The sequence below is a fragment of the Herbaspirillum rubrisubalbicans genome (assembly GCF_003719195.1).
In the GTDB taxonomy this organism is placed as follows: Bacteria; Pseudomonadota; Gammaproteobacteria; order Burkholderiales; family Burkholderiaceae_D; genus Herbaspirillum; species Herbaspirillum rubrisubalbicans.
This window is the reverse complement of sequence record NZ_CP024996.1, coordinates 2,107,295-2,131,717: the sequence shown is the minus strand read 5'-3', so window position 1 is coordinate 2,131,717 and position 24,423 is coordinate 2,107,295. Positions and strand designations below refer to the sequence as shown.

The 24,423-nt window shown below is 61.6% G+C and carries 29 protein-coding genes; 4 read left to right on the top strand and 25 right to left on the bottom strand.

Translation table 11 applies throughout. The features are described 5' to 3' along the window. Positions 1-9: 9 nt before the first annotated feature. The 20 genes from nagZ to plsX form a co-directional block, all read right to left on the bottom strand. Positions 10-1,038, bottom strand: a complete 1,029-nt coding sequence (gene nagZ / locus RC54_RS09510) for a beta-N-acetylhexosaminidase (RefSeq protein WP_061788785.1) — start codon at positions 1,036-1,038, stop codon at positions 10-12. Next, complete coding sequence (acpS, locus tag RC54_RS09505; protein ID WP_017450846.1) at positions 1,035-1,427, bottom strand: holo-ACP synthase; 393 nt, start codon at positions 1,425-1,427, stop codon at positions 1,035-1,037. The genes nagZ and acpS overlap by 4 nt, the downstream gene beginning before the upstream one ends. Before the next feature lie 10 nt (positions 1,428-1,437). Beyond that, the gene (gene pdxJ, locus RC54_RS09500) at positions 1,438-2,211 is read right to left on the bottom strand and encodes a pyridoxine 5'-phosphate synthase (protein WP_061788784.1); all 774 of its coding nucleotides are present in this window, start codon (positions 2,209-2,211) and stop codon (positions 1,438-1,440) included. 135 nt (positions 2,212-2,346) lie between these two features. After that, positions 2,347-3,213, bottom strand: a complete 867-nt coding sequence (gene recO, locus RC54_RS09495) for a DNA repair protein RecO (RefSeq protein WP_061788783.1) — start codon at positions 3,211-3,213, stop codon at positions 2,347-2,349. Positions 3,214-3,314: 101 nt separating this feature from the next. Next, complete coding sequence (era, locus tag RC54_RS09490) at positions 3,315-4,250, bottom strand: GTPase Era (protein WP_058895152.1); 936 nt, start codon at positions 4,248-4,250, stop codon at positions 3,315-3,317. After that, positions 4,247-5,251, bottom strand: a complete 1,005-nt coding sequence (rnc, locus tag RC54_RS09485; protein ID WP_058895151.1) for a ribonuclease III — start codon at positions 5,249-5,251, stop codon at positions 4,247-4,249. The genes era and rnc overlap by 4 nt, the downstream gene beginning before the upstream one ends. Before the next feature lie 194 nt (positions 5,252-5,445). After that, positions 5,446-6,360, bottom strand: coding sequence for a signal peptidase I (gene lepB / locus RC54_RS09480; protein ID WP_058895150.1), 915 nt, complete (start codon positions 6,358-6,360; stop codon positions 5,446-5,448). A 1-nt stretch (position 6,361) separates the two neighbouring features. Then, entirely contained in the window at positions 6,362-8,155 is a 1,794-nt protein-coding gene (gene lepA / locus RC54_RS09475; RefSeq protein ID WP_058895149.1) for a translation elongation factor 4, read from the bottom strand. Positions 8,156-8,319: 164 nt separating this feature from the next. Then, positions 8,320-8,613 carry a glutaredoxin family protein gene (locus RC54_RS09470; protein WP_061788782.1) on the bottom strand — a complete coding sequence of 98 codons (294 nt, stop codon included), beginning with the start codon at positions 8,611-8,613 and terminating at the stop codon, positions 8,320-8,322. A gap of 120 nt (positions 8,614-8,733) precedes the next feature. Beyond that, positions 8,734-10,212 carry a DegQ family serine endoprotease gene (locus RC54_RS09465; protein WP_058895147.1) on the bottom strand — a complete coding sequence of 493 codons (1,479 nt, stop codon included), beginning with the start codon at positions 10,210-10,212 and terminating at the stop codon, positions 8,734-8,736. 14 nt (positions 10,213-10,226) lie between these two features. Next, entirely contained in the window at positions 10,227-11,261 is a 1,035-nt protein-coding gene (locus tag RC54_RS09460) for a MucB/RseB C-terminal domain-containing protein (protein WP_058895146.1), read from the bottom strand. A 1-nt stretch (position 11,262) separates the two neighbouring features. Then, positions 11,263-11,964: a sigma-E factor negative regulatory protein gene (locus RC54_RS09455; protein WP_061788781.1), complete on the bottom strand. Its 702-nt coding sequence runs from the start codon at positions 11,962-11,964 to the stop codon at positions 11,263-11,265. Positions 11,965-12,040: 76 nt separating this feature from the next. Then, positions 12,041-12,643 carry an RNA polymerase sigma factor RpoE gene (gene rpoE, locus RC54_RS09450; RefSeq protein WP_006463502.1) on the bottom strand — a complete coding sequence of 201 codons (603 nt, stop codon included), beginning with the start codon at positions 12,641-12,643 and terminating at the stop codon, positions 12,041-12,043. 90 nt (positions 12,644-12,733) lie between these two features. Next, complete coding sequence (locus tag RC54_RS09445; RefSeq protein WP_058895144.1) at positions 12,734-13,231, bottom strand: protein YgfX; 498 nt, start codon at positions 13,229-13,231, stop codon at positions 12,734-12,736. Positions 13,232-13,312: 81 nt separating this feature from the next. Continuing rightward, positions 13,313-14,554 (bottom strand): beta-ketoacyl-ACP synthase II, encoded by a 1,242-nt coding sequence (gene fabF, locus RC54_RS09440; RefSeq protein WP_017450834.1) that lies wholly within the window; start codon positions 14,552-14,554, stop codon positions 13,313-13,315. A gap of 33 nt (positions 14,555-14,587) precedes the next feature. Beyond that, a complete protein-coding gene (gene acpP / locus RC54_RS09435) occupies positions 14,588-14,827 on the bottom strand; it encodes an acyl carrier protein (protein WP_006463505.1) in 240 nt (79 codons plus the stop codon). 163 nt (positions 14,828-14,990) lie between these two features. Further along, a complete protein-coding gene (fabG, locus tag RC54_RS09430) occupies positions 14,991-15,746 on the bottom strand; it encodes a 3-oxoacyl-ACP reductase FabG (protein WP_058895143.1) in 756 nt (251 codons plus the stop codon). After that, positions 15,743-16,675 carry an ACP S-malonyltransferase gene (gene fabD, locus RC54_RS09425; protein WP_058895142.1) on the bottom strand — a complete coding sequence of 311 codons (933 nt, stop codon included), beginning with the start codon at positions 16,673-16,675 and terminating at the stop codon, positions 15,743-15,745. The genes fabG and fabD overlap by 4 nt, the downstream gene beginning before the upstream one ends. A gap of 87 nt (positions 16,676-16,762) precedes the next feature. Then, positions 16,763-17,749, bottom strand: coding sequence for a beta-ketoacyl-ACP synthase III (locus RC54_RS09420; RefSeq protein WP_061788780.1), 987 nt, complete (start codon positions 17,747-17,749; stop codon positions 16,763-16,765). Between the two features lie 17 nt (positions 17,750-17,766). Next, positions 17,767-18,864: a phosphate acyltransferase PlsX gene (gene plsX, locus RC54_RS09415; RefSeq protein ID WP_058895140.1), complete on the bottom strand. Its 1,098-nt coding sequence runs from the start codon at positions 18,862-18,864 to the stop codon at positions 17,767-17,769. On the opposite strand from plsX, the gene RC54_RS25085 reads away from it, so the two are divergent. Then, positions 18,836-19,078 carry a hypothetical protein gene (locus tag RC54_RS25085; RefSeq protein WP_164471174.1) on the top strand — a complete coding sequence of 81 codons (243 nt, stop codon included), beginning with the start codon at positions 18,836-18,838 and terminating at the stop codon, positions 19,076-19,078. The two genes, plsX and RC54_RS25085, sit on opposite strands and share 29 nt — an antisense overlap. Before the next feature lie 6 nt (positions 19,079-19,084). On the opposite strand, the gene rpmF is transcribed toward RC54_RS25085, so the two are convergent. Next, the gene (gene rpmF, locus RC54_RS09410; protein ID WP_006463510.1) at positions 19,085-19,267 is read right to left on the bottom strand and encodes a 50S ribosomal protein L32; all 183 of its coding nucleotides are present in this window, start codon (positions 19,265-19,267) and stop codon (positions 19,085-19,087) included. 114 nt (positions 19,268-19,381) lie between these two features. Beyond that, positions 19,382-19,912: a YceD family protein gene (locus RC54_RS09405; protein ID WP_017450828.1), complete on the bottom strand. Its 531-nt coding sequence runs from the start codon at positions 19,910-19,912 to the stop codon at positions 19,382-19,384. A 157-nt stretch (positions 19,913-20,069) separates the two neighbouring features. Here RC54_RS09405 and RC54_RS09400 point away from each other — a divergent pair, with 157 nt between their 5' ends. Further along, the gene (locus RC54_RS09400; RefSeq protein ID WP_061788779.1) at positions 20,070-20,708 is read left to right on the top strand and encodes a Maf-like protein; all 639 of its coding nucleotides are present in this window, start codon (positions 20,070-20,072) and stop codon (positions 20,706-20,708) included. On the opposite strand, the gene RC54_RS09395 is transcribed toward RC54_RS09400, so the two are convergent. The 3 genes from RC54_RS09395 to RC54_RS09390 form a co-directional block, all read right to left on the bottom strand. Next, the gene (locus tag RC54_RS09395) at positions 20,702-20,920 is read right to left on the bottom strand and encodes a DUF1289 domain-containing protein (protein ID WP_058895138.1); all 219 of its coding nucleotides are present in this window, start codon (positions 20,918-20,920) and stop codon (positions 20,702-20,704) included. The genes RC54_RS09400 and RC54_RS09395 overlap by 7 nt on opposite strands. A gap of 324 nt (positions 20,921-21,244) precedes the next feature. Next, on the bottom strand, positions 21,245-21,412 hold the full coding sequence (locus tag RC54_RS25080) for a hypothetical protein (RefSeq protein ID WP_156481261.1): 168 nt from the start codon (positions 21,410-21,412) through the stop codon (positions 21,245-21,247). 79 nt (positions 21,413-21,491) lie between these two features. After that, complete coding sequence (locus tag RC54_RS09390; protein ID WP_174526055.1) at positions 21,492-22,697, bottom strand: HPP family protein; 1,206 nt, start codon at positions 22,695-22,697, stop codon at positions 21,492-21,494. 159 nt (positions 22,698-22,856) lie between these two features. Here RC54_RS09390 and RC54_RS09385 point away from each other — a divergent pair, with 159 nt between their 5' ends. Beyond that, on the top strand, positions 22,857-23,282 hold the full coding sequence (locus tag RC54_RS09385; RefSeq protein WP_017450823.1) for a MarR family transcriptional regulator: 426 nt from the start codon (positions 22,857-22,859) through the stop codon (positions 23,280-23,282). A 113-nt stretch (positions 23,283-23,395) separates the two neighbouring features. Beyond that, a complete protein-coding gene (locus RC54_RS09380; protein ID WP_061788777.1) occupies positions 23,396-24,418 on the top strand; it encodes a LacI family DNA-binding transcriptional regulator in 1,023 nt (340 codons plus the stop codon). Positions 24,419-24,423: the final 5 nt, after the last annotated feature.

Here is a 24,423-nt window from a genome sequence, read left to right as displayed (position 1 = left end):
GCCAAAAACCTATAGCGACTGCACCAGCGCGCGCGCGGCCAGATAGCGCGGATCGGCTTGCAGCGCATCCCATCCCAGGGCCTCGCCACAGGGCAGCAAGGTGGCGCGGCGCGCAGCAGAAGCCGCATCGGTGCCGCCCTGCAAACCTGCCAGGATGGCATCGGCCTTGTCGGGCGAATTGCAGATCAGGGCCACGTCGCAGCCGGCGTCCAGCGCCGCCTGTGCCGCCTGCAGCGGACCACCGGCGACGCTGGCGCCATGCATACTGAGGTCATCGCTGAAGATCACGCCCTGGAAGCCGAAGCGCTCGCGCAGCATGGACAACCAGACCTTGGAAAAACCAGCCGGCTGCGCATCCACCTTGGGATAGATGACATGCGCCGGCATCACGGCGGCCAGGCTCATGCCCAGCCAGTCGTAGGGGGTGGCGTCCTCGCCGAGGATGGCCTCCAGCGCGCGCTCATCGACCGGAATGGCCACGTGCGAATCAGCGGTGACGAAGCCGTGGCCGGGGAAGTGCTTGCCGCAATTGGCCATGCCGGCCAGTGCCAGGCCATGATTGAGGCTCTTGGCCAGCAGCGTCACCACGCGTGCATCGCGATGGAAGGCACGGTCGCCGATGACGGTGGAGACGCCGTAATCCAGGTCCAGCACGGGGGTAAACGACAGGTCGATGCCACAGGCGCGCAACTCGGCAGCCAGCACGAAACCGGTAGCGGTGGCCAGCTTGGTGGCCTGCAGTACATCACGCTCCCACAACTGGCCCAGCAAGCCCATGGCGGGCAGACGCGTAAAACCATCGCTGCGGAAGCGCTGTACGCGGCCACCTTCGTGATCGACGGCGATCAGGATGCCGGGGCGGACCTGGCGGATGGCAGCAGTCAGTGCCACCAGTTGCGCACGGCTTTCATAATTGCGGGCAAACAGGATCACACCGCCCGTCAGCGGGTGCTGGATGCGGGCGATATCGGCGGCATCCAGATGGGTGCCGACCACGTCCAGCATCACCGGACCGAGTGGCTTGACGGTTTGATTCATGACTTCTCCACGATGACAAAGGCGACGGCGTATTCCACTTCGTCGGTGATGGAAACCTGGGCGCTCAAGCCCTGCTCTTGCATCCATTGTTGCAAGGCGCCGCTACAGACCACCACCGGCTTGCCGCTGGGCGCGTTCAAAACCTGCATGGCGCGCCAGGTCATGGGCATCCGCATCCCCAGACCGATGGCCTTGGAAAAGGCTTCCTTGGCCGCGAAGCGGGTCGCCAGGAAACGGATGCCGCGCGCCTCGACCTTGGCTTTGCGGCGCAGGTATTTTTCCATCTCCTGCGGCCCCAGGATCTTGCCGGCGAAGCGGTCGCCATGGCGTTGCAGGGTGGCCTGTAGGCGCGAGATCTGGAGGATGTCGGTACCGATGCCGTAGATCATGCAGCTCGCCTCAGGCCGGGCTCTTGAGCGCGTCCAGGCGCGCCTTGACCATGATGGCCTTCATTTCCGAGACCGCATTGCGCCAGCCGGCGAAGACTGCGTGAGCGACCACGGCGTGGCCGATGTTGAGTTCGGCGATCTGGGGGATGGCGGCAATGGCCTGGACGTTGGTGTAATGCAGACCGTGGCCGGCGTTGACCTTCAGGCCCAGCTTCACGCCTTCCTGGACGGCGGCGCGGATGCGTTCCAGCTCTTCTTGCTGTTCTTGTGCGCTGGTGGCGTCGGCATAACGGCCGGTATGAAGTTCTATGACAGGAGCCCCCGATTCTGCGGCGGCCTGGATCTGCTCGATATCGGCATCAATGAACAAAGAGACGCGAATGCGCTCCTGCTGCAGCTGGGCAATGGCAGCCTGTACATCAGAGAAATGGCCCCGCACGTCCAGACCGCCTTCGGTGGTGACTTCGGTGCGCTTTTCCGGCACCAGGCAGACATCCTGCGGCTGGATGGCACAGGCGAAATCGATCATTTCCTTGGTCACGGCGGCTTCCAGGTTCATGCGCGTCTGCAACAGCGGACGGATGGCTTTCACATCGTCGTCGCGGATGTGGCGGCGGTCTTCGCGCAGGTGCAGCGTGATGGCGTCGGCGCCAGCTTCCTCGGCTTCCAGCGCGGCACGGATGGGGTCGGGATAACGGGTGCCGCGGGCATTGCGCAGGGTGGCGACGTGGTCGATGTTGATGCCCAGTTCTATGCTCGGGCCGGCAGGCTGCAGGAAACTCATGGAGTCAGGACGCTTGATGTGAATGGTGTTCGGATGTGCTCAAGGCCGCAGGTCGAGGACAACGCGGCCAGACATGGATTGTAGCGGCTCGGGGGCAGCCATGGGATGGCCGGCGGCGCGCCGGCCGCCGCAAGATCATAATTGCATGAGGTCGATCAGGATCTGGCGCGTATTCAACTGCGCCCCACCCAGGTGGTGCGCCAGCAGATAGCGCATCAGGAACTTGCTCTGCAATTGCGTGGTGGGGTCGCTGTAGTCTTCGCGCTCCATGTCCAGCAGAGTCTTGCCGGAGACCTTGGGGGCACGGTCGGAGAGGCGTTCCGGGCGGGTGCCCTGCTCCGGGTCGACCACGTAGATGCCATCGGGCTGCACGGCCTTGCCGCTGACCACGCAATGGCTCCAGTTGCCGGCCACCCCGGTCTGCTTCAAGAGGATGCGCTCGAACTGGCGCAGCACGATGGGGGCATTTTCGCCGTGGGCCAGCTTGTTGAGCGTGGCGACGTAATGGTCGAATAGTGCCGGGTGGGCATCTTCGCGCGCCAGCAGCTTGACCAGCAATTCATTGAGGTAGAAGCCGCACAGCAGGGCCGACTTTTCCAGCGGCAGCAGGCCACCGACCCATTCGGCATCGGTCAGGGTGCGCACCTCGGACTTGCCGCTCCACGACAGCGAGAGCGGCTGGAAGGTCTGCAAGGCGCCGCGCAGCTTGGAATGCGGACGCTTGGCGCCCTTGGCCACCAGCGCCACGCGGCCATGGTCACGCGAGAAGACGTCGATGATGAGGCTGGTTTCCTTGTAGGGATAGCTGTGCAGCACGAAGCCCGGTTGCGCCAGCACCTTGTGCTCCTTCTCCGGCACCGCACGGCTGCGCGCGCGCGGCGTGGCCGGCTTGCGCACGGGGGCCTTGGCGGGCGCCTGCGGGACGCTCGGCGTGACGGCCGGGTCGGCGGCCTGGCCGTCAAGCTGAGCGTCGAGCTTGGAAGCGGTGAGCATGGTAGTCATGGATATCCGTCCTGAATGCGTGAAGCCACGTCGTTGGGGCGCGGCGTAATGCCATGATGATGCAGGAATTTCGCACGGCCCGCTGTGGGCCGCACGCTGGCTTATTCGTAGCCGTAGGCACGCAGGCCGGCTTCGTTGTCGGCCCAGCCCGATTTGACCTTGACCCAGATTTCCAGATAGACCGGACCGCCGAAGAGGCGCTCCATGTCCAGCCGCGACTGGGTGGAAATTTCCTTCAGGCGCGCGCCCTTCTGACCGATCACCATGGCCTTGTGGTTGTCGCGCTCGACCAGGATGGCGGCGAAGATGCGGCGCAGATTGCCTTCCTGCTCGAACTTTTCGATCAGCACCGTGCTGGTGTAGGGCAGCTCTTCACCGACGAAGCGGAACACCTTTTCACGCACGATTTCGGAAGCCAGGAATTTCTCGCTGCGGTCGGTGATGTCGTCTTCGTCGAACATCGGCGGATTCTGCGGCAGCAGCTTGCGCACTTCTTCCTGCAGGCGGTCCAGCTGGAAGCGCTGCTTGGCCGAGACCGGCACCACGGCGGCAAAATCATGATGCGAGGCCACTTCGCGGGCAAAGGGCATGAGCGTGGTCTTGTCCTTGTTGCGATCAGCCTTGTTCAACACCAGGATGCAGGGCACGTTGGCCGGCAAGAGATCCAGCACCTGCTTGTCGGCCGGGCCGAAGGTACCGGCTTCGATCACGAACAGGATCACATCGGCCGCCGTCAGGGTGTTGGTGACGGTGCGGTTCAGAGTCTTGTTGAGGGCATTGCTGTGACGGGTCTGGAAACCCGGTGTATCGACATAGACGTACTGGGTGTTCTCAATGGTCTGGATGCCGGTGATGCGGTGGCGCGTAGTCTGGGCCTTGCGCGAGGTGATGCTGACCTTGGCGCCGACCAGCACGTTCATCAGGGTCGACTTGCCGACGTTGGGACGACCGACGATGGCGATGTAACCGCAACGGTAATCGCTATCGGTATCGGGAGTCTGCGCCGACGCGTCGTCGGCCATGGGGGAATCTGTCATGCTGTTCTGGATTGCGAGGCGGATGAAGCCGCCGAAATGGGTTCTGCTGCGACCGTTTCAGTGCGGTCGCCGGTATGCTTGCCTTCATGGCGAGCGCCGTTCTGGCTGCGCCCGTCCTTCTGCTGTTCTTTCTGTTCTTTCTGCTCTTTTTGTTCCTTGTGCTCCCGGGCCGGCTTGGCTTCCTTGGCTGGCTTGCTCACGGCAGCCTCGGGACGCGGGCTCTTGGCGCTTTCCTGGTCCGGGGCATCGGGCTGGATGGTGGCAATGCCGGCCAGCTTCAATTGGGTGGTGCGGGTGCGCGGCTTGCGGCTGGCCGAAGGAGTCTTGGCCAGCGCCAGTTGCACCGCTTCCAGCGCCAGCTTGGCGGCAGCCTGCTCGCCGGCGCGGCGGCTGCCACCGGTGCCGAAGACCTGGATGTCCAGCTTGGGCACCAGGCATTCGATCTCGAATTCCTGGCTGTGGGCAGCGCCGTGGGTGGCGATGACGTTGTACTGCGGCAGCGGGATTTTCTTGCCCTGCAGGAATTCCTGCAACAGGGTCTTGGCATCCTTGCCCAGGGTCTTGGGGTCGACGTGTTCCAGCACCGGCACGTAAAGGGAGCGGATCACCGCGCGCGCCGCCTCGAAGCCGGAATCGAGGAAGATGGCGCCAAACAGCGCCTCCAACGTATCGGCCAGGATCGAGGGACGACGGAAACCGCCCGACTTCAGTTCGCCCTCGCCCAGGCGCAAAAACTGCGAGAGTTCCAGCCGCTGGGCGATTTCATACAGGGATTGCTGCTTGACCAGGTTGGCGCGCAGGCGTGAAAGATCACCTTCGTCGATCTTGTCATAGCGCTCGAAGAGCAGCGAAGCCACCACGCAGTTCAGCACCGAATCGCCGAGGAATTCCAGCCGCTCGTTATGCAAGGCGCTATGGCTACGATGGGTCAGGGCCTGCTGCAGGAGCGCAGCGTCCTTGAAGGTGTGGCCTAGCCGTTGTTGCAAGAGTTGAGGATCCATTTTTTCATCCGTCATTCAGTCTGCCGCCCCGATACGCGCAGCGGCGCGTGGATCGGGGAATACCAGCCTGACCAGTCAGCGGGATCGGTTCAAAGCAAAGCTGAAAACTGCTCCGGGTCTGCCTCCACAATGCGAAATTGCCAAAAGGAAACTGCGGAAACTACGAAAGCTGCTCGGCCAGGATGCGGCGCGCTTTAGTGGAAGCTACCGATCCGCGTAATATCGCCAAGGTTCATCCAGACAAAGAATGCCTTGCCGACAATGTTCTGATCCGGTACGAAGCCCCAGTAACGACTGTCGAGGCTGTTGTCCCGGTTGTCTCCCATCATGAAGTACTCGCCCGGGGGCACCGTGCAGGCGAAACCATCGGCGTTGTAGGTGCACAGTTCGTGATGCGGGAAGGCATCCGGGTTGGGCACGAAGTTGGGGGCACGCTCATCGGTGAGGATCTTGTGCTCCACGCCGGTCAGGTTTTCCTGCCATTGCTTATAGTACGTCAGATTTTCCTGATCCAGATAATCCGGCAGCGCTTTATAAGAAATTTGTTCACCATTGATCGTTAAGCGCTTGTTTTTATAGACTATTTTATCACCAGGAACGCCAACCACGCGCTTGATGTAGTCCACCGACGGATCCTTGGGGAACTTGAACACCATCACGTCGCCGCGCTGCGGCTCACCCACTTCGATGATCTTCTTGTTGATGATGGGCAGGCGGATGCCATAGGTGAATTTGTTCACCAGAATCAGATCGCCCACCAGCAGGGTCGGCACCATCGAGCTGGACGGAATCTTGAACGGCTCGTAGAGGAAGGAGCGCAGGCAGAACACCAGGGCGATGACCGGGAAGAAGCTGCCCGAATATTCGATCCAGGCCGGCTGCTTCAGATGGTGCGCCTGCAGGTCGGCCCGGCTGCTGGCCACGCTGCCATCGCGCTTGATGCCCTGCGCCTCATCGCGCGCCACGCGGGCGTCGAACTCGGCCAGGGCAGCGTCGGCGCGGGCGCGGCGCTGCTTGGACAGGAAGAAGGTGTCGGCAAACCAGATCACGCCGGTCACCAGCATCAAGACGAAAAGGATCAGTGCGAAATTGCCCAACAAAGCCTGCATGTTATTTATCTTCCACTTGTAAGATTGCCAGGAATGCTTCCTGCGGAATTTCGACCGAGCCCACCTGCTTCATGCGCTTCTTGCCGGCCTTCTGCTTTTCCAGCAGTTTGCGCTTACGCGAAATGTCACCGCCGTAGCACTTGGCCAGCACGTTCTTGCGCATGGCCTTGACGTTTTCACGCGAGATGATGGTGGCACCAATGGCCGCTTGAATGGCCACGTCGAACATCTGGCGCGGGATCAGCTCACGCATCTTGGCCGCCACCTGACGGCCACGGATCTGCGCGGCGGCACGGTGCACGATGATGGCCAGCGCATCGACCTTCTCGCTGTTGATCAGCATGTCCACCTTGACCACGTCAGCGGCGCGGTATTCCTTGAACTCGTAGTCCATGGAGGCATAGCCGCGCGAGGTGGATTTCAGGCGATCGAAGAAGTCCAGCACGATCTCGGCCATCGGCATTTCATAGGTCAACTGCACCTGCTTGCCGTGGTAGCTCATGTTCATCTGGATGCCGCGCTTTTGCGTGCACAGGGTGATGACCGAGCCCACGTATTCCTGCGGCATGTACAGGTTGACGGTGACGATGGGTTCGCGGATTTCCTCGATCTTGGACACTTCCGGCATCTTGGAGGGGTTGTCCACCATCAGCAGGGTGCCGTCGCGTTGCTGTACTTCATACACCACCGTGGGCGCGGTGGTGATCAGGTCCATGTCGAATTCGCGCTCCAGGCGCTCCTGCACGATTTCCATGTGCAACAGACCCAGGAAGCCGCAGCGGAAGCCGAAGCCCAGCGCCTGCGACACTTCCGGTTCATACATCAGAGCGGCGTCGTTGAGCTTCAATTTTTCCAGCGAGTCGCGCAGGGCGTCGTACTGGTTGGCTTCCACCGGGAACAGGCCTGCAAACACCTGCGGCTGCACTTCCTTGAAGCCCGGCAGCGGCGCCGCGGCCGGCTTGCCGGCCAGGGTGATGGTGTCGCCCACGCGCGCGGACTTCAGTTCCTTGATGCCGGCGATGACGAAGCCGACCTGCCCTGCCGTCAGCGATTCGCGCGATTGCGACTTGGGCGTGAACACGCCAATGCTTTCGGTCAAGTACTGGGTTTCGGTAGCCATCAGCAGGATCTTGTCCTTGGGACGCAGGGTGCCGTTGACGATGCGCACCAGCATGACCACGCCGACGTAGTTGTCGAACCAGGAATCGATGATCAGGGCCTGCAACGGAGCATCCGGGTCACCCTTGGGCGCCGGCACCTTGGCCACGATGGCTTCCAGCACGTCTTCCACGCCCAGGCCGGTCTTGGCCGAGCAGGGAGTGGCATCCGATGCGTCGATGCCGATGACGTCCTCGATCTCGCTCTTGGCGTTGTCGGGGTCGGCCGAGGGCAGGTCGATCTTGTTCAAGACCGGCACCACTTCCACGCCCAGGTCCAGGGCGGTGTAGCAGTTGGCCACGGTCTGCGCTTCCACGCCTTGCGAAGCGTCGACCACCAGCAGCGCGCCTTCGCAGGCCGACAGCGAACGCGAGACTTCATAGCTGAAGTCGACGTGACCCGGGGTATCGATCAGGTTGAGGTTGTAGATCTGGCCATCCTTGGCCTTGTAGGCCAGGGCTGCGGTCTGGGCCTTGATGGTGATGCCGCGCTCGCGCTCGATATCCATCGAATCCAGCACCTGGGCTTCCATCTCGCGGTTGGACAAGCCCCCGCACAACTGGATGATGCGGTCGGCGAGCGTGGACTTGCCGTGATCGATGTGGGCGATGATCGAGAAATTACGGATATTGTTCATTAACAGACTGGAAACGATGAAAAAAGGCGCTCCGAAGCGGGCAGTGCCCAGCCGAGCGCCTTTGCAACAGCTTATTCGACCCGGCATTTTACCGGAATTCACAGGGACAAGCCCGACTTTCCGGTGCCTAAGCGCGTGGCCGGGCCTGGCCGCGACAGCGACAGTTATTTCTTTTCAGCAACAAATGCCTGGAGACGGACCGGATCCAGGTGGTAGTGACACAACTCATGCCACCGCCCATCACGCCCCTGCCCCATCAGCACCGGCACCAGTTCGTCATAGCGCGCCACCAGCGCATCGTCGGCATCGACATCGATCATCTCGATGTGGGCCGGCGTCGCGCCCAGCGCCTGACACAAGGCATCGCGCAAGTCTTCGCACAGATGGCAGTAGCTGCGCGAATAGATGATGAATTGCAAGGGTTCGGAGGGCGCAGCTTGCGGATCGAGGGTGGTCATGAGGTCATATGAAGGTTTTTTCACGCCGCACGGCGGAAACCAAGGAAAAAGGCTGCAGCCCCTGGGAGCCGCAGCCTTCATACTGAAGTTTCTGGCAATTTTTCGAAAAACCCGCCAGCCTCAGTTGCCGCCGTTGGGACGCAGCGGCACGAACTGTGAGGCGTCGCCGCGACGCACCAGCACTGCCGCTCGCTTCTTGGCATCCAGCTTGGCCACCAGTTGGGCGAACTGCTTGGCATCATTGATATCGACTTCATTGAGGCGCTGGATGACGTCACCCGGGCGGATGCCGGCACCGGCCGCTGCACCGCTGACGGCCTCGACCAGTACGCCGTTATCGACCTTCAAGTCTTTCTTCTGGGCGTCCGTCAGGTCGCTCACCACCAGGCCCAGGGAATTGGGGGTGTTATCCGGCTTGGCCTTCTTCTCTTCGGCCTGTTTGGGCTTGTCGGCTTCCAGCTCGACCACCGTGAGGGTAACGTCACGCGCACTGCCCTTGCGCCAGATATTGACGGTGGCCTTGGCGCCCGGCTTGGTGGCCCCGACCATGCGTGGCAGGTCGCTGGGGCGCTCGATAGCAGCACCGTTGTATTTCAGGATGATGTCGCCCGCCTCCAGGCCCGCCTTTTCCGCCGGGCCACCGGCTTCCACGCGTTGCACCAGGGCGCCCTGGGCGCGCGCCAGGCCCAGCGATTCGGCCACGTCCTTGGTCACTTCGCCGATCTGCACGCCGATGCGACCACGGGTGACACGCCCGCTGGCCTTCAACTGCTCGGCCACGCGCAGCGCCTCATCGATGGGCACGGCGAACGAAATCCCCATGAAGCCGCCAGAACGGCTGTAGATCTGCGAATTGATGCCGATCACTTCCCCCTTGAGGTTGATCAGCGGGCCACCCGAGTTGCCGGGATTGACCGCCACATCGGTCTGGATCAGCGGCAGGTAGTCGCCGGTATCGCGCGCCTTGGCCGAGACGATGCCGGCGGTCACGGTGTTTTCCAGGCCGAACGGCGAGCCGATGGCCAGCACCCATTCTCCCACGCGGATCTTGTCGGAGTCACCCATGTTCAGGCGCGGCAGGTTGCTGCCATCGATCTTGAGCACGGCCACGTCGGTGCGGGTGTCGGAACCGACGATCTTGGCCTTGAATTCACGCTTGTCGGTGAGGGTCACATAGACTTCGCTGGCGCCATCGACCACGTGCGCATTGGTGAGGATGAAGCCATCGGCCGAAATGATGAAACCGGAACCGACGCCACGCGGCACTTCTTCCTGCTGACCCTGACCACCCTGCTTGCCGTTGCCGCGGGGCGTGCCCGGCTGCTGCTGACGCGGGATGGGGATACCGAAGAAGCGACGGAAGAACTCCTGCATTTCCGGGTCATCCATGCCACCCTGCCCCTGGGCATTCTGGCGCACGCGCTCGGTGGTGCGGATATTGACCACAGCCGGACCGGTACGCTCGACGATATCGGCAAAATCAGGCAGCGCCGCCACTGCGGGCGAAGCCACCGGAGGTGCGGCCAGCACGGCCGGCGCAGCGGCAAACACGGAAGCGGCCAGCAAGGCGCCGGCGAGGGTATTCTTCAAGGGAGTCATTGCAACGTTCTCTTCTATTTGGATTTCAGTTCAATGGAATTGGCTACCTGCCGGATCGCAGCGGCCGGCACTTCCCCAACCACGGTCAACCAGTAATTTCCATAGCGGCGACCGAGGATGTTCATGGCACCCTGCTGGATCGTACTTTCTTCGCGGCCCTGGCTGCCCGGCTCGATGAACACCGAGATGGCGGCCAGGCCATCGGAAAACACGATCTGCGAGACCTCGCGCTGGGCCGGGCGATTCTGGGCCGGCGCCGCACCCTCGGGCGCGCTATCGGAAATCAGACGGCGCACCTGCTGGATCTTGCGGAAACCCGGTGGCGGCGTCACCTGCCAAGCCGACAGATCAGCCGGCGCCATGGCGGCCTTCTCGATGCGCCAACCGCGCGTATCGCGGTAAGTGGGGTTGACCCGGGCACGATCAATAGCACCGATCTCGATTTGGGTGAAGGCGATCTGCTCGACCACCTCGCCCTTGGCGTCCAGGGTCTGGGCGCGCAGCAACAAGCCGCTGGCCTGGTCGGTGCAGAAGCGGTAACCATAGCGCAAGGAGTCGCGCGGCTCCAGCACGATGGCATGACAGGTGCGACCCGCCACGCGTTCATCGGCGCCGGCCTGGATGCGGTAGTGGCTGGCCAGATCCTCCGGACGGGCATCGACGATGGCCGGGAAGACATCGCGGGTCACGCGCCGCTCCATGCGCACCAGACGTTCATCGGGCAAGTAGCTGGCCACGTCTTCGTTGTCGCGCACGAATTCGCTGGGGCGACCGTCGAGCAGCTCGAGCTTTTCCAGCTCGCTCTTGCCGGCGACCACGTGGGTCACCCGCGAGCTGCGTATCAACGCGGCCTGCTGGTAGACGAAACTGCCGGAATAATTGAGACGCTGGGCTGCAGATTGCATTTTCTGCAATTGCGCCAGCAGCGGGGAAGAAGCAGGGGCTTCGCTGACCGTGGGTGAAGCAACGCCATCGGCCGCATGGGCTGATGGCGCTAGCAACACGGACAGGAAGCACAGTACGCCGTACAGACGCCTCCTTTGACGCATCTTACTTGTCTGCGTCCGAGGAGAAGGCTGCGGAACGGGCGTATTGCGCCGAACTGTAGGAAGGCGAGAAACGCTGGTGGGCAAACAGGTAGTCGTCGATACGCGGATCGCGCTTGACTTCACCCTGCTGGGCCAGCGAACTCAGTTGGTTCACGTTCTGCGGGTTGCCATTGGTCTCGGCGACGGTGGCAATGGCCGAAGGCACGTTGACCGGGGCCGAGGCCACCTGAGCCACCTGAGCCACGGCCTTGTTGGCGTCGGCCGTCACCAGCGCCTGCTGCTGGGGCAAGGCCACGAACACGGCCGCCACGGCAGCAGCGGCAGCGGCCGCACTGGGCATCAGCAAGCGCACCAGGCGACCCGGACGGGTCGCGCGGTGGTCGCCATTGGCAGCCTTGCCCGCTTGGGTGGCCACTACCGGCTGCGCCACGGGGGCGACCGGCTGTGCCGCGGCAGGCTGCGGCGCCACGATGGTAGGCTCGGCCTCCAGCAAGGCGCTCATCCTGGCCGAGAAGCCGGCGCTCAGGGAGACATCCATCTCCTCCGAACGCAGCACCTCGCCGATGCGGTGGTAATCCTCCCAGGCATCCTGTGCATCCTTGGAAGAACGCAAGGCCGCGAAGGCAAGGGTCATTTCTTCAGAGCCCAGCTCGCCATCGGCAAGGGCTGAGATCTGTTCTCTGGTCGTTACTTTGGTATCCATATGCAGTCACCCGGCAAATATCTTAGTTCCATACCCGCTTTATTGTTTTCTTTTTAACAACAGGCGTGCAGCCCCATCACCAGCGCTTGTCCGCCGCCGTATCCAGCAGTGGACGCAACTTCTCGGCAATTGCTTCCCGGGCGCGGAAAATACGGCTGCGCACGGTGCCGATCGGACAATTCATCGCATCTGCAATCTCGTCGTAGCTCAACCCCTCGATCTCGCGCAACGTGATGGCAGTACGTAATTCTTCCGGCAATGCCTCCATCGCTACGTTGACCGTTTGAGCAATCTGCTTGGTGGCCAACATCGACTCTGGAGTGTTGATGTCCCTCAGATGGTCTGCATCGTCAAAAGTTTCAGCTTCTTCTGCATCTGCTTCTGTCGAAGTTGGCGCCCTGCGGCCCATCGTAACCAGATAGTTCTTCGCAGTGTTAATTCCGATGCGGTAAAGCCAGGTATAGAAAGCCGAATCGCCGCGAAATTGCGGCAGCGCACGATAAGCCTTGATGAAGGCTTCCTGCACTACGTCCTCGGCTTCGGCCTGGTCGCGCACCAAGCGCGAGACCAGGCGCATCAACTTGCGTTGGTACTTGACTACCAATAGCTCGAACGCCTTCTTGTCGCCACGCTGGACGCGTTCAACAAGCTGTTGGTCTATTTCGCGTTCTGTCGTCAAACCGGGTTCCTTGTTTTTTATAGCCGTGTTGTTCTATCGATATCGCCTGTGGCAGATGATTCCAGCCCGGCAATTTTCAAGGGGGCCGGCCTATTTTTCCAGCATCCTTGCCTTGGCCGTATTGTGACTGATCAGCCAGCGACATGCCACGGAAAGCGCACGGAATGTATCTTCGGAGACAGAATCCGTGAGGATAGGGATGGTGCGGGTCTTGCCATTTTCCAGGCGCAGGCGCAAAAACAACATGCCGGGCCAGATGGTGCTGCCGGCCAACAGTTGGGCCAACCCTGCCTTCATCACCTGCGGCTTGGCGCGCGCCGAGGGCAGCAGATGCTCCACCACGCGGATTTGCCCGGAGGCGGAAATATGCAACCAGATGATCTTGCGCTCGCGCAACACCAGCACCAGCGCCAGCACGGCAGCCAGGATGCAGGCCAACGCCAGAACCAGGCGTTCCAGCCAGGACCAACTGCCCGGCGTCCAGAACGGCACCAGCACACCCATCAGCGCCACGCACAGGCAGGCGAAGCCATTGACCAGCAGGAGCAGGCGGGAAGGTTTGATATCCGCAGAAACTGCTATCGACATGGGATGTCCAGGCGCGAAGAGCGCATTTAGCGCCATTAAAACGACAAACCCGGCTTCCGCAGGGAGGCCGGGTTTTGCATTTTACATCTTGCCGATGACCAGGGTACCGTTGGTACCGCCGAACCCGAAGGAGTTCTTGACGGCAATGTCGATCTTCATGTCCCGCGCCTGGTTGGCGCAGTAATCCAGATCGCACTCTGGATCCTGATTGAAGATGTTCATCGTCGGCGGCGACACTTGGTTGTGCACTGCCAGGACGGTCAACACCGTTTCCAGACCGCCAGCGCCACCCAGCAGGTGACCGGTCATGGATTTGGTCGAATTGACAACCATCTTGTAAGCATGGTCGCCGAAAGCGGCCTTGATCGCGTCGGATTCGTTCTTGTCGCCCAGCGGGGTCGACGTACCGTGCGCGTTCAGGTACTGCACTTCATCTGCATTGATGCCAGCATCGCGCAGTGCATTGAGCACGCAACGACGCGGACCATCCAGATTGGGCGCAGTCATGTGGTAAGCATCACCGCTCATGCCGAAGCCCAGCAATTCGGCATAGATCTTGGCGCCACGGGCCTTGGCGTGTTCGTACTCTTCGAGCACCAGCACGCCGGCACCCTCGCCCAGCACGAAGCCGTCGCGATCCTTGTCCCAGGGACGGGAGGCGGTCGCGGGATCATCGTTGCGGGTCGACAAGGCACGGGCCGAAGCGAAACCACCGATGCCCAGCGGCGAAACGCTGGATTCGGCGCCACCGGCCACCATCACGTCGGCGTCGCCGTACATGATCATGCGTGCAGCCGAACCGATGCAATGCAGACCGGTGGTGCAGGCGGTGACGATGGCCAGGTTCGGGCCCTTCAGACCGAACTTGATGGACAAGTTGCCTGAGATCATGTTGATGATCGAGGCGGGAATGAAGAAGGGACTGATGCGGCGCGGACCACGGTTGGTCAGTTCGGCATGGGTTTCTTCGATCAGCGGCAAGCCACCGATGCCCGAACCGATCATGACGCCGATGCGCTCGGCATTCTCATCCGTTACCACCAATCCACTGTCCTGCATGGCCTGGATACCGGCAGCCATGCCGAAGTGGATGAAGGTGTCCATATGACGCGCTTCCTTGGCGGGGATGTAATCCTCGATATTGAAGCCCTTGACTTCACCGGCGAAGTGCGTGGTGAAGGGGGTCGCGTCGAATTTGGTGACGGTAGCGATGCCGGACTTGCCTTCCTTGATGGCACTCCACGTATCGGCGACGTTGTTGCCGACAGGCGAGATGCATCCCAGGCCGGTAATGACTACACGACGTTCACGAGTGCGGCTCAAGCAATTCTCCTGATACTTTGACCAAAGCCCTTATCAGGCCTTGACTTGCGACTTTGCGTAGTCGATCGCCTGTTGCACGGTGGTGATCTTTTCGGCTTGTTCGTCGGGGATTTCCATTTCGAACTCATCTTCCAGTGCCATGACCAGCTCGACGGTGTCCAGCGAGTCGGCGCCCAGGTCGTCCACGAACGACGATTCGTTCTTGATGTCGGCTTCGGCGACGCCCAGTTGCTCAGCGACGATCTTCTTCACGCGTTGTTCGATATCGGACATAGTGTTCCTCCAGAGGGATGATAGGTTACAAAAGTGCGCGCATTTTAGCAGGTTTGCGCGCGGAAAATTTACTTTTAACTATTCCTGGCAAGATTGCGCCAAGTACAGCCTAACTTCAAACAAAAGACGTCAAAAGGACTTGAATCAAGGCCAGAAGACTTACTCAACCCATGTACATGCCGCCATTGACATTGAGGGTGGTACCGGTGATGTAGGCAGCCTGCGGCGAAGCCAGGAAAGCCACCGCGTAGGCGATTTCCTCGGCTGCGCCCAGACGCGCCAGCGGGATCTGCTGCAGGATGGCGGCCGATTGCTGCTCACTCAGGGCTTTGGTCATGTCGGTATCGATGAAGCCCGGCGCCACACAGTTCACGGTGATGTTGCGGCTGCCGACTTCACGCGCCAGCGCCCGACTCATGCCGGCCACGCCAGCCTTGGCAGCAGCATAGTTCATCTGACCGGGGTTACCGGCCTCGCCCACCACCGAGGTGATGTTGATGATGCGACCGCTGCGGGCCTTCATCATGCCGCGCAGCACGGCGCGCGAGAGACGGCCTACGGCGGTGAGGTTGGTGGCGATGACGCTATCCCATTCCTCCTCCTTCATGCGCATGGCCAACTGGTCCTGGGTGATGCCGGCATTGTTGACCAGGATCGAGAGTGCGCCGAACTCCTTCTGCACCTGCTCCACCAGAGCCACGCTGGCCTGGGCGTCATTGACGTTCAACACCGCGCCGCGACCCGCTTCCGGGCCCAGCGCCGCCAGGTACTCGGTGATGGCGACAGCGCCCGACTCCGAGGTGGCCGTACCGACCACCTTGGCGCCCTGCTTTGCCAGCTCGGTGGCGATGGCACGGCCAATACCGCGCGACGCGCCGGTCACCAGGGCGACCTGGCCCTGCAGATTCTGTGCACTCATTTCAGCAACTCCAATACTTTGTTCAGGGATTCCTGATCAACGATGGCCTCACCCACCAGCTCGCCATTGATACGCTTGGTCAGGCCGGTCAAGACCTTGCCCGGACCACATTCGACCAGATGCGTGACGCCATCGGCGGCCATCTTCTGCACCGTCTCGACCCAGCGCACCGGCGCAGCGGCCTGGCGCACCAGGGCATCCTTGATGGCGGCCGGGTCATTGACCACGGCTACATCGACGTTATTGATCAGCGGGATCTGCGGAGCGGAAAACGCCACATTGGCCAGATAGGCTTGCAGGCGATCCGAAGCGGGCTTCAACAGCGAGGAGTGGAACGGTGCCGACACCGGCAGCGGCAGCGCGCGCTTGGCCCCCTTGGCCTTGGCGATGTCGCAGGCGCGACCGACCGCCGCCTTGTGGCCGGCGATCACGACCTGGGCCGGGGCATTGAAATTGACAGCCTCAACGACTTCGCCTTGCGCCGCTTCGGCACAGGCTGCCCGCACGTCCTCATCGGACAGGCCGAGAATGGCCGCCATCCCGCCCTGCCCGACCGGCACGGCTTCCTGCATGGCCTGGGCGCGGAAGCGCACCAGCGGCACCGCATCCTTGAAGGCGATCACGCCAGCGGCGACCAGCGCCGAGTATTCGCCCAGGCTGTGGCCGGCGACCAGCGCCGGCGCCTTGCCACCGGCAGCCAGCCAGGCGCGATAGAAGGCAACAGCCGCCGTCAGCATGACCGGCTGGGTGTTGGTGGTCAGGTCCAGGTCTTCCTTGGGGCCTTCGGCGATGAGCTTGCCGAGGTCGAACTGCAGAGCATCGGAGGCTTCGGCGACGGTCCGGCGCACGACGTCATTGTCGGCGAAACCATTGAGCATCCCGATCGCCTGAGAACCCTGGCCGGGGAAAACGAAAGCAAATGTTGTCATGCTTGGATGTGTGTGAAGTTGTATAAAAATGCAGGAGATCAGCGATCAATGTGAAGCGCGGGACCGCCGCGGCAGACCGCACCGATCTTACATGCGCACCAGCACGGCGCCCCAGGTGAAGCCACCGCCCACGCCTTCCATCAGGACGGTGTGGCCCGGCTTGATACGGCCATCGCGCACCGCCTGGTCCAGCGCCAGCGGAATGGAAGCCGCCGAGGTATTGCCGTGCTCGGCCACGGTCACCACCATTTTTTCGGGCGGCAGGCCCATCTTCTTGGCCGTGCCCTGCATGATGCGGATATTGGCCTGGTGTGGCACCAGCCAGTCGACGTCGGTGGATTGCATCTGAGCGGCTTCCAGCGCTTCGCGCGCCACCTTGTCCAGCAAGGAAACGGCCAGCTTGAACACTGCCGGACCATCCATGTACAGATAGGCAGAGCCAGCGACGGCGCCATTGTTGACACTGCCCGGCACGCACAGGATGTGACCATGACTGCCATCGGCGTGCAGCTTGGTGGCCAGCACGCCCGGCTCCTGCGCGGCGCTCATGACGATGGCGCCGGCGCCGTCGCCGAAGAGCACACAGGTGGTGCGGTCCTTGAAATCGAGGATGCGCGAGAACACTTCGGCACCGATCACCAGCACGTTCTTGTGCGCACCGGATTTGATGAAGCTGTCGGCCACCGACATGGCATACACGAAGCCGCTGCAGACCGCCTGCACATCCATGGCCGGGGCGCCGTTGGTGATGCCCAGCTTGCGCTGGACCACACAGGCAGTACTAGGGAAACCACCCAGGTGATCCGGGGTGGAGGTGGCCATGATGATGAGGTCGATGTCATTGGCCTGCATTCCGGCCGCTTCCAGCGCGCGCTGGGCTGCCTGCAGGGCCAGGTCACTGGAGAGCTGGGCAGGCTCGGCGTAGTGACGCGCGGAGATGCCGCTACGGGTGACGATCCATTCATCCGAGGTCTCGATGCCCTGCTCGGCCAGTTGCGCAGCCAGTTCGTGATTGGTCACGCGCTTGGTAGGCAGGTAGCTGCCGGTACCGACGATTTTGCTGTAAGTGGTCATGCCGTCTTCTTGCTCTGTTAGTTCGGTTGATCCAGCGAGACCGGGGCCGGCTCGAAAGCCCCCGCTTCGGCCTCGGCCGTGCGCCCCTGTCCCTGGGGCATCAGCTCCGCCATGCTGGCGGCAATACGGGCGAGTACATCATACTTGGCCGCGTCATAGGCGCGGCGGATGGCCCATTCAAACGCATACACATCGGCGCCGCCGTGACTCTTGAAGACCAGGCCTTTCAAGCCCAGCAAGCTGGCGCCATTGTAACGGGAAGGATTGAGGCGGCGCGACAGCGCCTTGATGGCACCATAGGCGATCAGGGCGCCGAGCTTGTTGATGAAGCCCTTCTTGAATTCACTGGTAAGCACCTGCTTGACGAAACGCCCCAGGCCTTCGGACGCCTTCAGGGTCACGTTGCCGACGAAGCCGTCGCACACCACAAGGTCAGTGGTGCCTTCGAAGATGTCATTACCTTCGACGTTGCCGTAGAAGTTGAGGATGCCCTTCTCATGCTCGGCACGCAGCAGGCCGGCGGTAGCCTTGACCAGCTCATTGCCCTTCATGTCTTCTTCGCCCACGTTCAACAGGCCCACAGTCGGTTTGGCCTTGCCTTCCATGACCGCCACCAGGGCCGAGCCCATCAGTGCAAATTGATGTAAATGTTGGGGTTCGCAGTCGACATTGGCGCCCAAGTCGAGCATGTAGGTGGGGCCATCCTTCTGGTTGGGCAGGATGGTGCAGATGGCCGGACGGTCGACGCCCGGCAAGGTCTTCAACACATAGCGCGAGACTGCCATGAGCGCGCCGGTATTACCGGCCGAGACGGCAGCGTGGGCCTGGCCATCCTTGACCAGAGTCACTGCTACGCGCAGTGAAGAATCCTTCTTACGACGCAGGGCAACTTCCACCGGGTCTTCCATGGTCACCACTTCGGTGGCGTGATGGATGCGCACGCGTGGCTCGCCGGCCAGTTTGTATTTCTTCAGCAGCGGCTGCAGCACGGCTTCCTGGCCGACCAGGATCAGTTCCGCATCGGGTTGGCGCTTGAGGAAGGAGGCCGCGGCCGGGAGAGTGACTGACGGGCCATGATCGCCACCCATGCAGTCAATTGAAATTTTGATGGTCATCGATTTGATTCAGAGCCTGGCCAGCCCACATTATGAGGCAGATTGGAGACCGTTCAAAATGGCACACCTATACAAAACGCCAAATGAAGGTTCACGCAAGCAGGCAGGCACGCCCGCTGACGGATGTCGCGGACATAAAAAAGCGGCGCAAAATGAACCTCTTGAAACAGAAGCTCATTGCGCCGCTTTTCTCCAAAAACAGCAAGCTCAATGAATGAGATTACTCGTCGTTCTTGGTCTTCAACACCTTGCGACCACGGTAGAAACCGTTGGGGCTGATGTGGTGACGCAGGTGGGTCTCACCAGTGGTCGGCTCCACAGCCAGCGGGGGTGCAGTCAGAAAGTCGTGTGCGCGATGCATACCGCGCTTGGACGGGGTCTTTTTGTTCTGTTGAACGGCCATGATTACTCCTAAACCTTACTTAAGATTGAAAATTTTAACACACCGGGTTCCTGTTTTTGGTAAACCCGCTGTGCCGCTGCCCGGCCTTTGCCAGACATTCCCCAACAATACTTGTTACTGCTTCAACTTCTTCAGTACCTCAAACGGGGAAGCCCGTTCAGCACCTTTGGCCTGGTCCGCCACACTACCGTCAGGACAGACTTCATGCTTGGGCGCCACCGGCAGGGCCAGCAACGCTTCGTCTTCGATCAGGTAGTTCACATCGAAGGCGGCTGATCCGACGATGACATCGATCTCATCATCATCCAGCAGTTCTTCGATGGTGTCGGCTTGCGCCTCATCTTTTGCCAATACCAGCAGCGACTTCGAATCAATCTCGAAATTCAATGCCGTCAGGCAACGCTGACAGATCAGATTAACTGCACCCGACACTGCCAGACTGAGTTGAGCATGTCCCAGCTTGTCGATATCGCCGGACAGAGCCCAGTGAATCGTGCCGGAACGGTCAACCGTCTCTTGCGCCAGACGACCTAATTCAGCAACCGGAATCTCACCCTGCGCCTGCTGTTTCAGCCTGCAGAATTCGAACGCGTCGATAACAAATGCATTCATAGCCAAAGCAGAATCCGGAAAACCTGCGATCATAACAGAAAATTTCCTTACCAGTCAAAGCCTTAGCGCGCCATTCGCGATCTGCGCGCAAAAAAATGCACCGCTTGTGGCAACAAACCCGCTTTTACCGCGTTTTTCGGCCAAAATCCGGGTTTCCATTGCCAACAGCATCACATCTGCCACTTCCGATATGTCGCAAAATCATCCCAATCCCAGCCAAGCACGCCTGATCCTAGGCTCCAGCTCCATCTATCGCAAGGAACTGCTGAGCCGACTCGGCCTGCCCTTCGAAACCATGGCCCCGGACATCGACGAATCCCCGCAACCCGGCGAAAGCCCGCAGGCCACCGCGCTGCGCCTGGCGCACCAGAAGGCCGGTGCCATCGCCGCACGCGTGGGCGCGGCCCTGGTGATCGGCTCGGACCAGGTTGCCACCCTGGATGGCCAGCAGATCGGTAAACCCGGCAATCACGCCAATGCCTTGAAGCAATTGCAATGGATGCGCGGACGCGAAGTGATCTTCCATACCGCACTGTGTCTGTGGGATGGCCGCCGCGCCGATGCCGCCACTGCGGCGCAGGTCTGCAATGTGCAGACCCTGGTGCGCTTTCGCGATCTGGACGACGCCGAACTGGAGGCCTACCTGCGCATTGAGCAACCCTATGACTGCGCCGGCAGCGCCAAGAATGAAGGATTGGGCATCGCCATCCTGGACAGCATCCACAGCGACGACCCCACCGCCCTGACCGGCCTGCCACTGATTGCCTTGACCAGTATGCTGCGCCAGGCAGGGGTGAAGTTCTTTGCAGCGGGCCTGCCGCCTCAGTAATTACGGCGCGGGTAACCCTGGGCCAGGATGCGCTGCCACACCACCTCGCGCTGCGTCTCATCCATGAAGACCCACTGCGCCACCTCATCGACCGTGCGGCCGCAACCGCGGCAGACATCGTCGAAAGTGGTCGAGCAGACCGCCACGCAAGGCGTATCGGGGCGTTCGGGCGCAGAAGTGGTGGGCGATGGCGACAGGGATGTGGAAGACATTGACAGAATCTGAAGGTAAAGCGTGAAGCAGCGCGTCCGTTATCAAAAAAAAACAAGAAAGACATAAGCAAGGACGCCGGATGCACCATCTTACCAAGAACCGGCGCCTCCGCTTCCCTACCGAGTGAAGGGATAATCACCGACAGGGAGGCAAAGCCGAACGAACAGGCAAAAAAAAAGCCCGCGACCGAGAGGTGCGGGCTTGAATCCAATTTCTTAAGGAGGAGATTGGAGGAGACAGGTGCCACTATAGCGAGGCACCCCGAGCGCGTCTGCTTTATTGTGGCAATAGCAGATATTCACGTGCTCAATAACTCCCTGCCTTCAGCGCCACAGCCCCCCCCCCCATCCAACGCCTCTGCACACCCACGCCACTTGAGCGACCTGCTGCGACGCCGAAGCCACCGGCTTGGGCGGATTGCCGCCCCGGCGTTCGCAAGCCTGCAACAGCAACAAGGCAGAGACCATCACGGCCAGCGCATTTGTTCTCATCACAACCTCCCTTGATGAAACATCATGCAAGCAAGATCCTCCTGCCCACGCCCACTGTCAAGCCACGCCTTTAAGCCATTCAAGCCGCAGTGCGCAAGCCCGGCGCGCTCGGCACAGCGCGCGCCGCCGCCAGATTCTTCTCATACAGCGCAGCAATCATGTCCGATTGCGTCAACATCCCGGCCAGCTTGCCATCGGCCTGCACGATGGGAATCTGGTGCAAGCCATCGGCCATGCGCGGCACCAGTTCCAGCACGGGAGTGTCGACCTGCGCAGTAATGACGGGACGGCTCATGATCTGCCCGACCACTTCTGGCTTGTCGGAATGGGAAAAGGGCACCCGATGCAGCAAACGCCGCAATTGCCCCGCCAGGCCTGACTGCACCTCCACACCGGCGTGTTCGAGGAAGTCGCTGCGACTGATGATGCCGATCACGTGCCGCCCCCGGTCCAGCACCGGCATGGCGCGCAGGCGGTGCTGCTGCAACAGGCGCCAGGCCTCATCCAAGCCGGTGGCAAACTCCACCGCCACCACGTCGCGCGACATCACCGCAGCACACAGGGTCTGGCCAAAACGACGATGGTAGGCACGCATTTCGGTCTGCATGAAGATTTCTTCCAGATCGTCACGACCGATGTCGAGCACCTGGTTAAAATTCTTCAGCACCTCATCCAGATCCTCGTGCGAAAAGCCCAGACGCGTGATCGGTAATTCATCTCGCGTCTGGTGCGGGTGCGCCGCCGCACTCTGCTGGGCATGGGGATAGCGGCGCCCGGTGGCATTGTTGAAGAATAGCGCCATCGCCAGCAGCAGCGCCGAATTGAGCAAGACCGGCGAGAGCACGAAGGCATAGCCCATCTGCTGCACTGCCGGCCCGCCCAACACCGCCGTCAGAGCCACCGCGCCACTGGGCGGATGGATGCAACGCAACAGGAACATCGCACCGATGGCCAGCGAAATCGCCAGCGCCGCCGCCAGCGCCGGCTCCTGGACCAGCCGGGCACAACTCACGCCAATGACCGCCGCACACAAATTGCCGCCCATGATGGACCAAGGCTGCGCCAGCGGACTGGACGGCACCGCAAAGAGCAGCACCGCCGACGCTCCCATGGGCGCGATCAGCCAGATGGTGCGGGCCTCATGCGGCAACAGCGCATAACTGATCAGGCCCACCATCAGGATGCCGAACAGACTGCCGACGCAGGCGCGCATTCGCTCAAAGCGATCGACATGCGTTCTGGCAGGAATGAAACTTTTGAACCACAGCAAGATAGAATCGGGCATATCCGTTCCGTAACAACGTATCTTCACAGCGGCCAGCGGCGTAACAGCGCCCCCAGCCAAACCGCAATTACATCACAAGATGATATACATGTCCCATTCACTCCTCTCCCAGCAGCATTTCGCTGTATCCCTTGCGCCTCACTGCGAGGGTTCGTCGCGATGAACGGCACGCCCCGCCTGCAAAAAGACGATTTCGAGGCACTGTCGGAATTTCGCTACCAATTACGCCGTTTCCTGCGCTTTTCGGAAGACGCCGCCCAAAGCGAAGGCCTGACCCCGCTGCAATACCTGCTCCTGCTGCACATCAAGGGCTATCCCGGGCGCGACTGGGCCAGCATCAGCGAACTGGCCGAGCGCCTGCAAGCCCAGCACCATGGCGTGGTAGCCCTGGTGACGCGCTGCGTGAAGGCCGGCCTGGTCACGCGCACCCCGGACGACCGCGACAAGCGCCTGGTCCAGGTGCGCCTGACCACGCTGGGCGAGCAATACCTGCATCGCCTGGCGCAACTGCATCGCAACGAGTTGCAATCCTTGTCCGGGGTATTCCAGGTTTCCAATATCTCGGCCTTCAACGACCGCGACTGAGTGCGCTCCGGCGCCTCAGCAGCCTGCCGGGCAGCTGCGGATGTGGATGTCCGCAGGCCCCCGGCAGGGCAAGCTGCTGTTATGCTTGCAACAATTCTTCACCCCCCTCCCCCATGACTCGCAAATCCGACACCCCTACCCCACCCGCCCGCGCTATCACCAAGGAAGACGTGGCGCGTGCAGCAGGGGTATCGCACATTACGGTGTCGCGGGTCATCAATACCCCGGAAAAAGTGGCGCCAGCCACCCGCGAACGGGTCGAAGCCTTCATCAGCAGCATGGGCTACATTCCCAACATGCTGGCCGGTGGCCTGGCCTCGCGTCGCACCCGCATCGTGGCGGCCATCGTGCCCACCATCAGCCACTCGATCTTTGCCGAAAGCGTGCGCGGCCTCTCCGAGCAACTGAGCCTGCAGGGCTACCAATTGCTGCTGGGGCAAACCAATTACTCGGAACAGGCGGAAACCGCCCTGGTGGAAGCCTTCATCGGCCGCCGCGTGGATGGACTGGTCCTGACCGGCGTGCAGCACTCGGCGCGCACGCGCCAGCGTCTCAAGGTGGCGGGCATCCCGGTGGTGGAAACCTGGGACTTGAGCGAGCATCCCATCGACATGCTGGTGGGCTTCGACAACCATGCCGCCGGCCGCGCCATGGGCCACTACCTGTACCGCAAGGGCTATCGCCACATGGCCTTCGTCGGTGGCGACGACCCGCGCGGCCTGGCGCGCTTCGCCGGGATGCGCGAAGCGCTGCTGGCGCAGGGCGCAGCGCAGCCGCTGCACCTCGTGATGCCCATGGGGGCCTTCCTACAAGCCGGGCGCGAAGCAATTTGCCGGCTGCTGGCCCACCACCCGCCGATCGATGCCGCCTTCTTCAGCAATGACGTGATCGCCGCAGGCGCGGCGCTGGAGTGCGCGCGGCGCGGCATCGCCGTGCCGCAACGCATGGCCTTAGCCGGCTTTGCCAATCTGGAAATCGCCCAGGAAGTCTTGCCGGCCTTGACCACAGTACAGATCAGCGCGCACCAGATCGGCCTGACGGCAGCCGACATGCTGCTGACCCGTTTCGATGGCGACCCGGTGCCGCAAACAGTATGCGATCTCGGCTACACCATCCTGGAACGCGAGAGCACCTGAGCCCG

Bases quoted from the DNA above. Each gene is read 5' to 3' on its own strand.
- nagZ (WP_061788785.1), bottom strand. From the start codon at position 1,038: ATGAATCAAACCGTCAAGCCACTCGGTCCGGTGATGCTGGACGTGGTC.
- acpS (WP_017450846.1), bottom strand. From the start codon at position 1,427: ATGATCTACGGCATCGGTACCGACATCCTCCAGATCTCGCGCCTACAG.
- pdxJ (WP_061788784.1), bottom strand. From the start codon at position 2,211: ATGAGTTTCCTGCAGCCTGCCGGCCCGAGCATAGAACTGGGCATCAAC.
- recO (WP_061788783.1), bottom strand. From the start codon at position 3,213: ATGACTACCATGCTCACCGCTTCCAAGCTCGACGCTCAGCTTGACGGC.
- era (WP_058895152.1), bottom strand. From the start codon at position 4,250: ATGACAGATTCCCCCATGGCCGACGACGCGTCGGCGCAGACTCCCGAT.
- rnc (WP_058895151.1), bottom strand. From the start codon at position 5,251: ATGGATCCTCAACTCTTGCAACAACGGCTAGGCCACACCTTCAAGGAC.
- lepB (WP_058895150.1), bottom strand. From the start codon at position 6,360: ATGCAGGCTTTGTTGGGCAATTTCGCACTGATCCTTTTCGTCTTGATG.
- lepA (WP_058895149.1), bottom strand. From the start codon at position 8,155: ATGAACAATATCCGTAATTTCTCGATCATCGCCCACATCGATCACGGC.
- RC54_RS09470 (WP_061788782.1), bottom strand. From the start codon at position 8,613: ATGACCACCCTCGATCCGCAAGCTGCGCCCTCCGAACCCTTGCAATTC.
- RC54_RS09465 (WP_058895147.1), bottom strand. From the start codon at position 10,212: ATGACTCCCTTGAAGAATACCCTCGCCGGCGCCTTGCTGGCCGCTTCC.
- RC54_RS09460 (WP_058895146.1), bottom strand. From the start codon at position 11,261: ATGCGTCAAAGGAGGCGTCTGTACGGCGTACTGTGCTTCCTGTCCGTG.
- RC54_RS09455 (WP_061788781.1), bottom strand. From the start codon at position 11,964: ATGGATACCAAAGTAACGACCAGAGAACAGATCTCAGCCCTTGCCGAT.
- RC54_RS09445 (WP_058895144.1), bottom strand. From the start codon at position 13,231: ATGTCGATAGCAGTTTCTGCGGATATCAAACCTTCCCGCCTGCTCCTG.
- acpP (WP_006463505.1), bottom strand. From the start codon at position 14,827: ATGTCCGATATCGAACAACGCGTGAAGAAGATCGTCGCTGAGCAACTG.
- fabG (WP_058895143.1), bottom strand. From the start codon at position 15,746: ATGAGTGCACAGAATCTGCAGGGCCAGGTCGCCCTGGTGACCGGCGCG.
- fabD (WP_058895142.1), bottom strand. From the start codon at position 16,675: ATGACAACATTTGCTTTCGTTTTCCCCGGCCAGGGTTCTCAGGCGATC.
- RC54_RS09420 (WP_061788780.1), bottom strand. From the start codon at position 17,749: ATGACCACTTACAGCAAAATCGTCGGTACCGGCAGCTACCTGCCTACC.
- RC54_RS25085 (WP_164471174.1), top strand. From the start codon at position 18,836: ATGCAGTCAATTGAAATTTTGATGGTCATCGATTTGATTCAGAGCCTG.
- plsX (WP_058895140.1), bottom strand. From the start codon at position 18,864: ATGACCATCAAAATTTCAATTGACTGCATGGGTGGCGATCATGGCCCG.
- rpmF (WP_006463510.1), bottom strand. From the start codon at position 19,267: ATGGCCGTTCAACAGAACAAAAAGACCCCGTCCAAGCGCGGTATGCAT.
- RC54_RS09405 (WP_017450828.1), bottom strand. From the start codon at position 19,912: ATGATCGCAGGTTTTCCGGATTCTGCTTTGGCTATGAATGCATTTGTT.
- RC54_RS09400 (WP_061788779.1), top strand. From the start codon at position 20,070: ATGTCGCAAAATCATCCCAATCCCAGCCAAGCACGCCTGATCCTAGGC.
- RC54_RS09395 (WP_058895138.1), bottom strand. From the start codon at position 20,920: ATGTCTTCCACATCCCTGTCGCCATCGCCCACCACTTCTGCGCCCGAA.
- RC54_RS25080 (WP_156481261.1), bottom strand. From the start codon at position 21,412: ATGAGAACAAATGCGCTGGCCGTGATGGTCTCTGCCTTGTTGCTGTTG.
- RC54_RS09390 (WP_174526055.1), bottom strand. From the start codon at position 22,697: ATGCCCGATTCTATCTTGCTGTGGTTCAAAAGTTTCATTCCTGCCAGA.
- RC54_RS09385 (WP_017450823.1), top strand. From the start codon at position 22,857: ATGAACGGCACGCCCCGCCTGCAAAAAGACGATTTCGAGGCACTGTCG.
- RC54_RS09380 (WP_061788777.1), top strand. From the start codon at position 23,396: ATGACTCGCAAATCCGACACCCCTACCCCACCCGCCCGCGCTATCACC.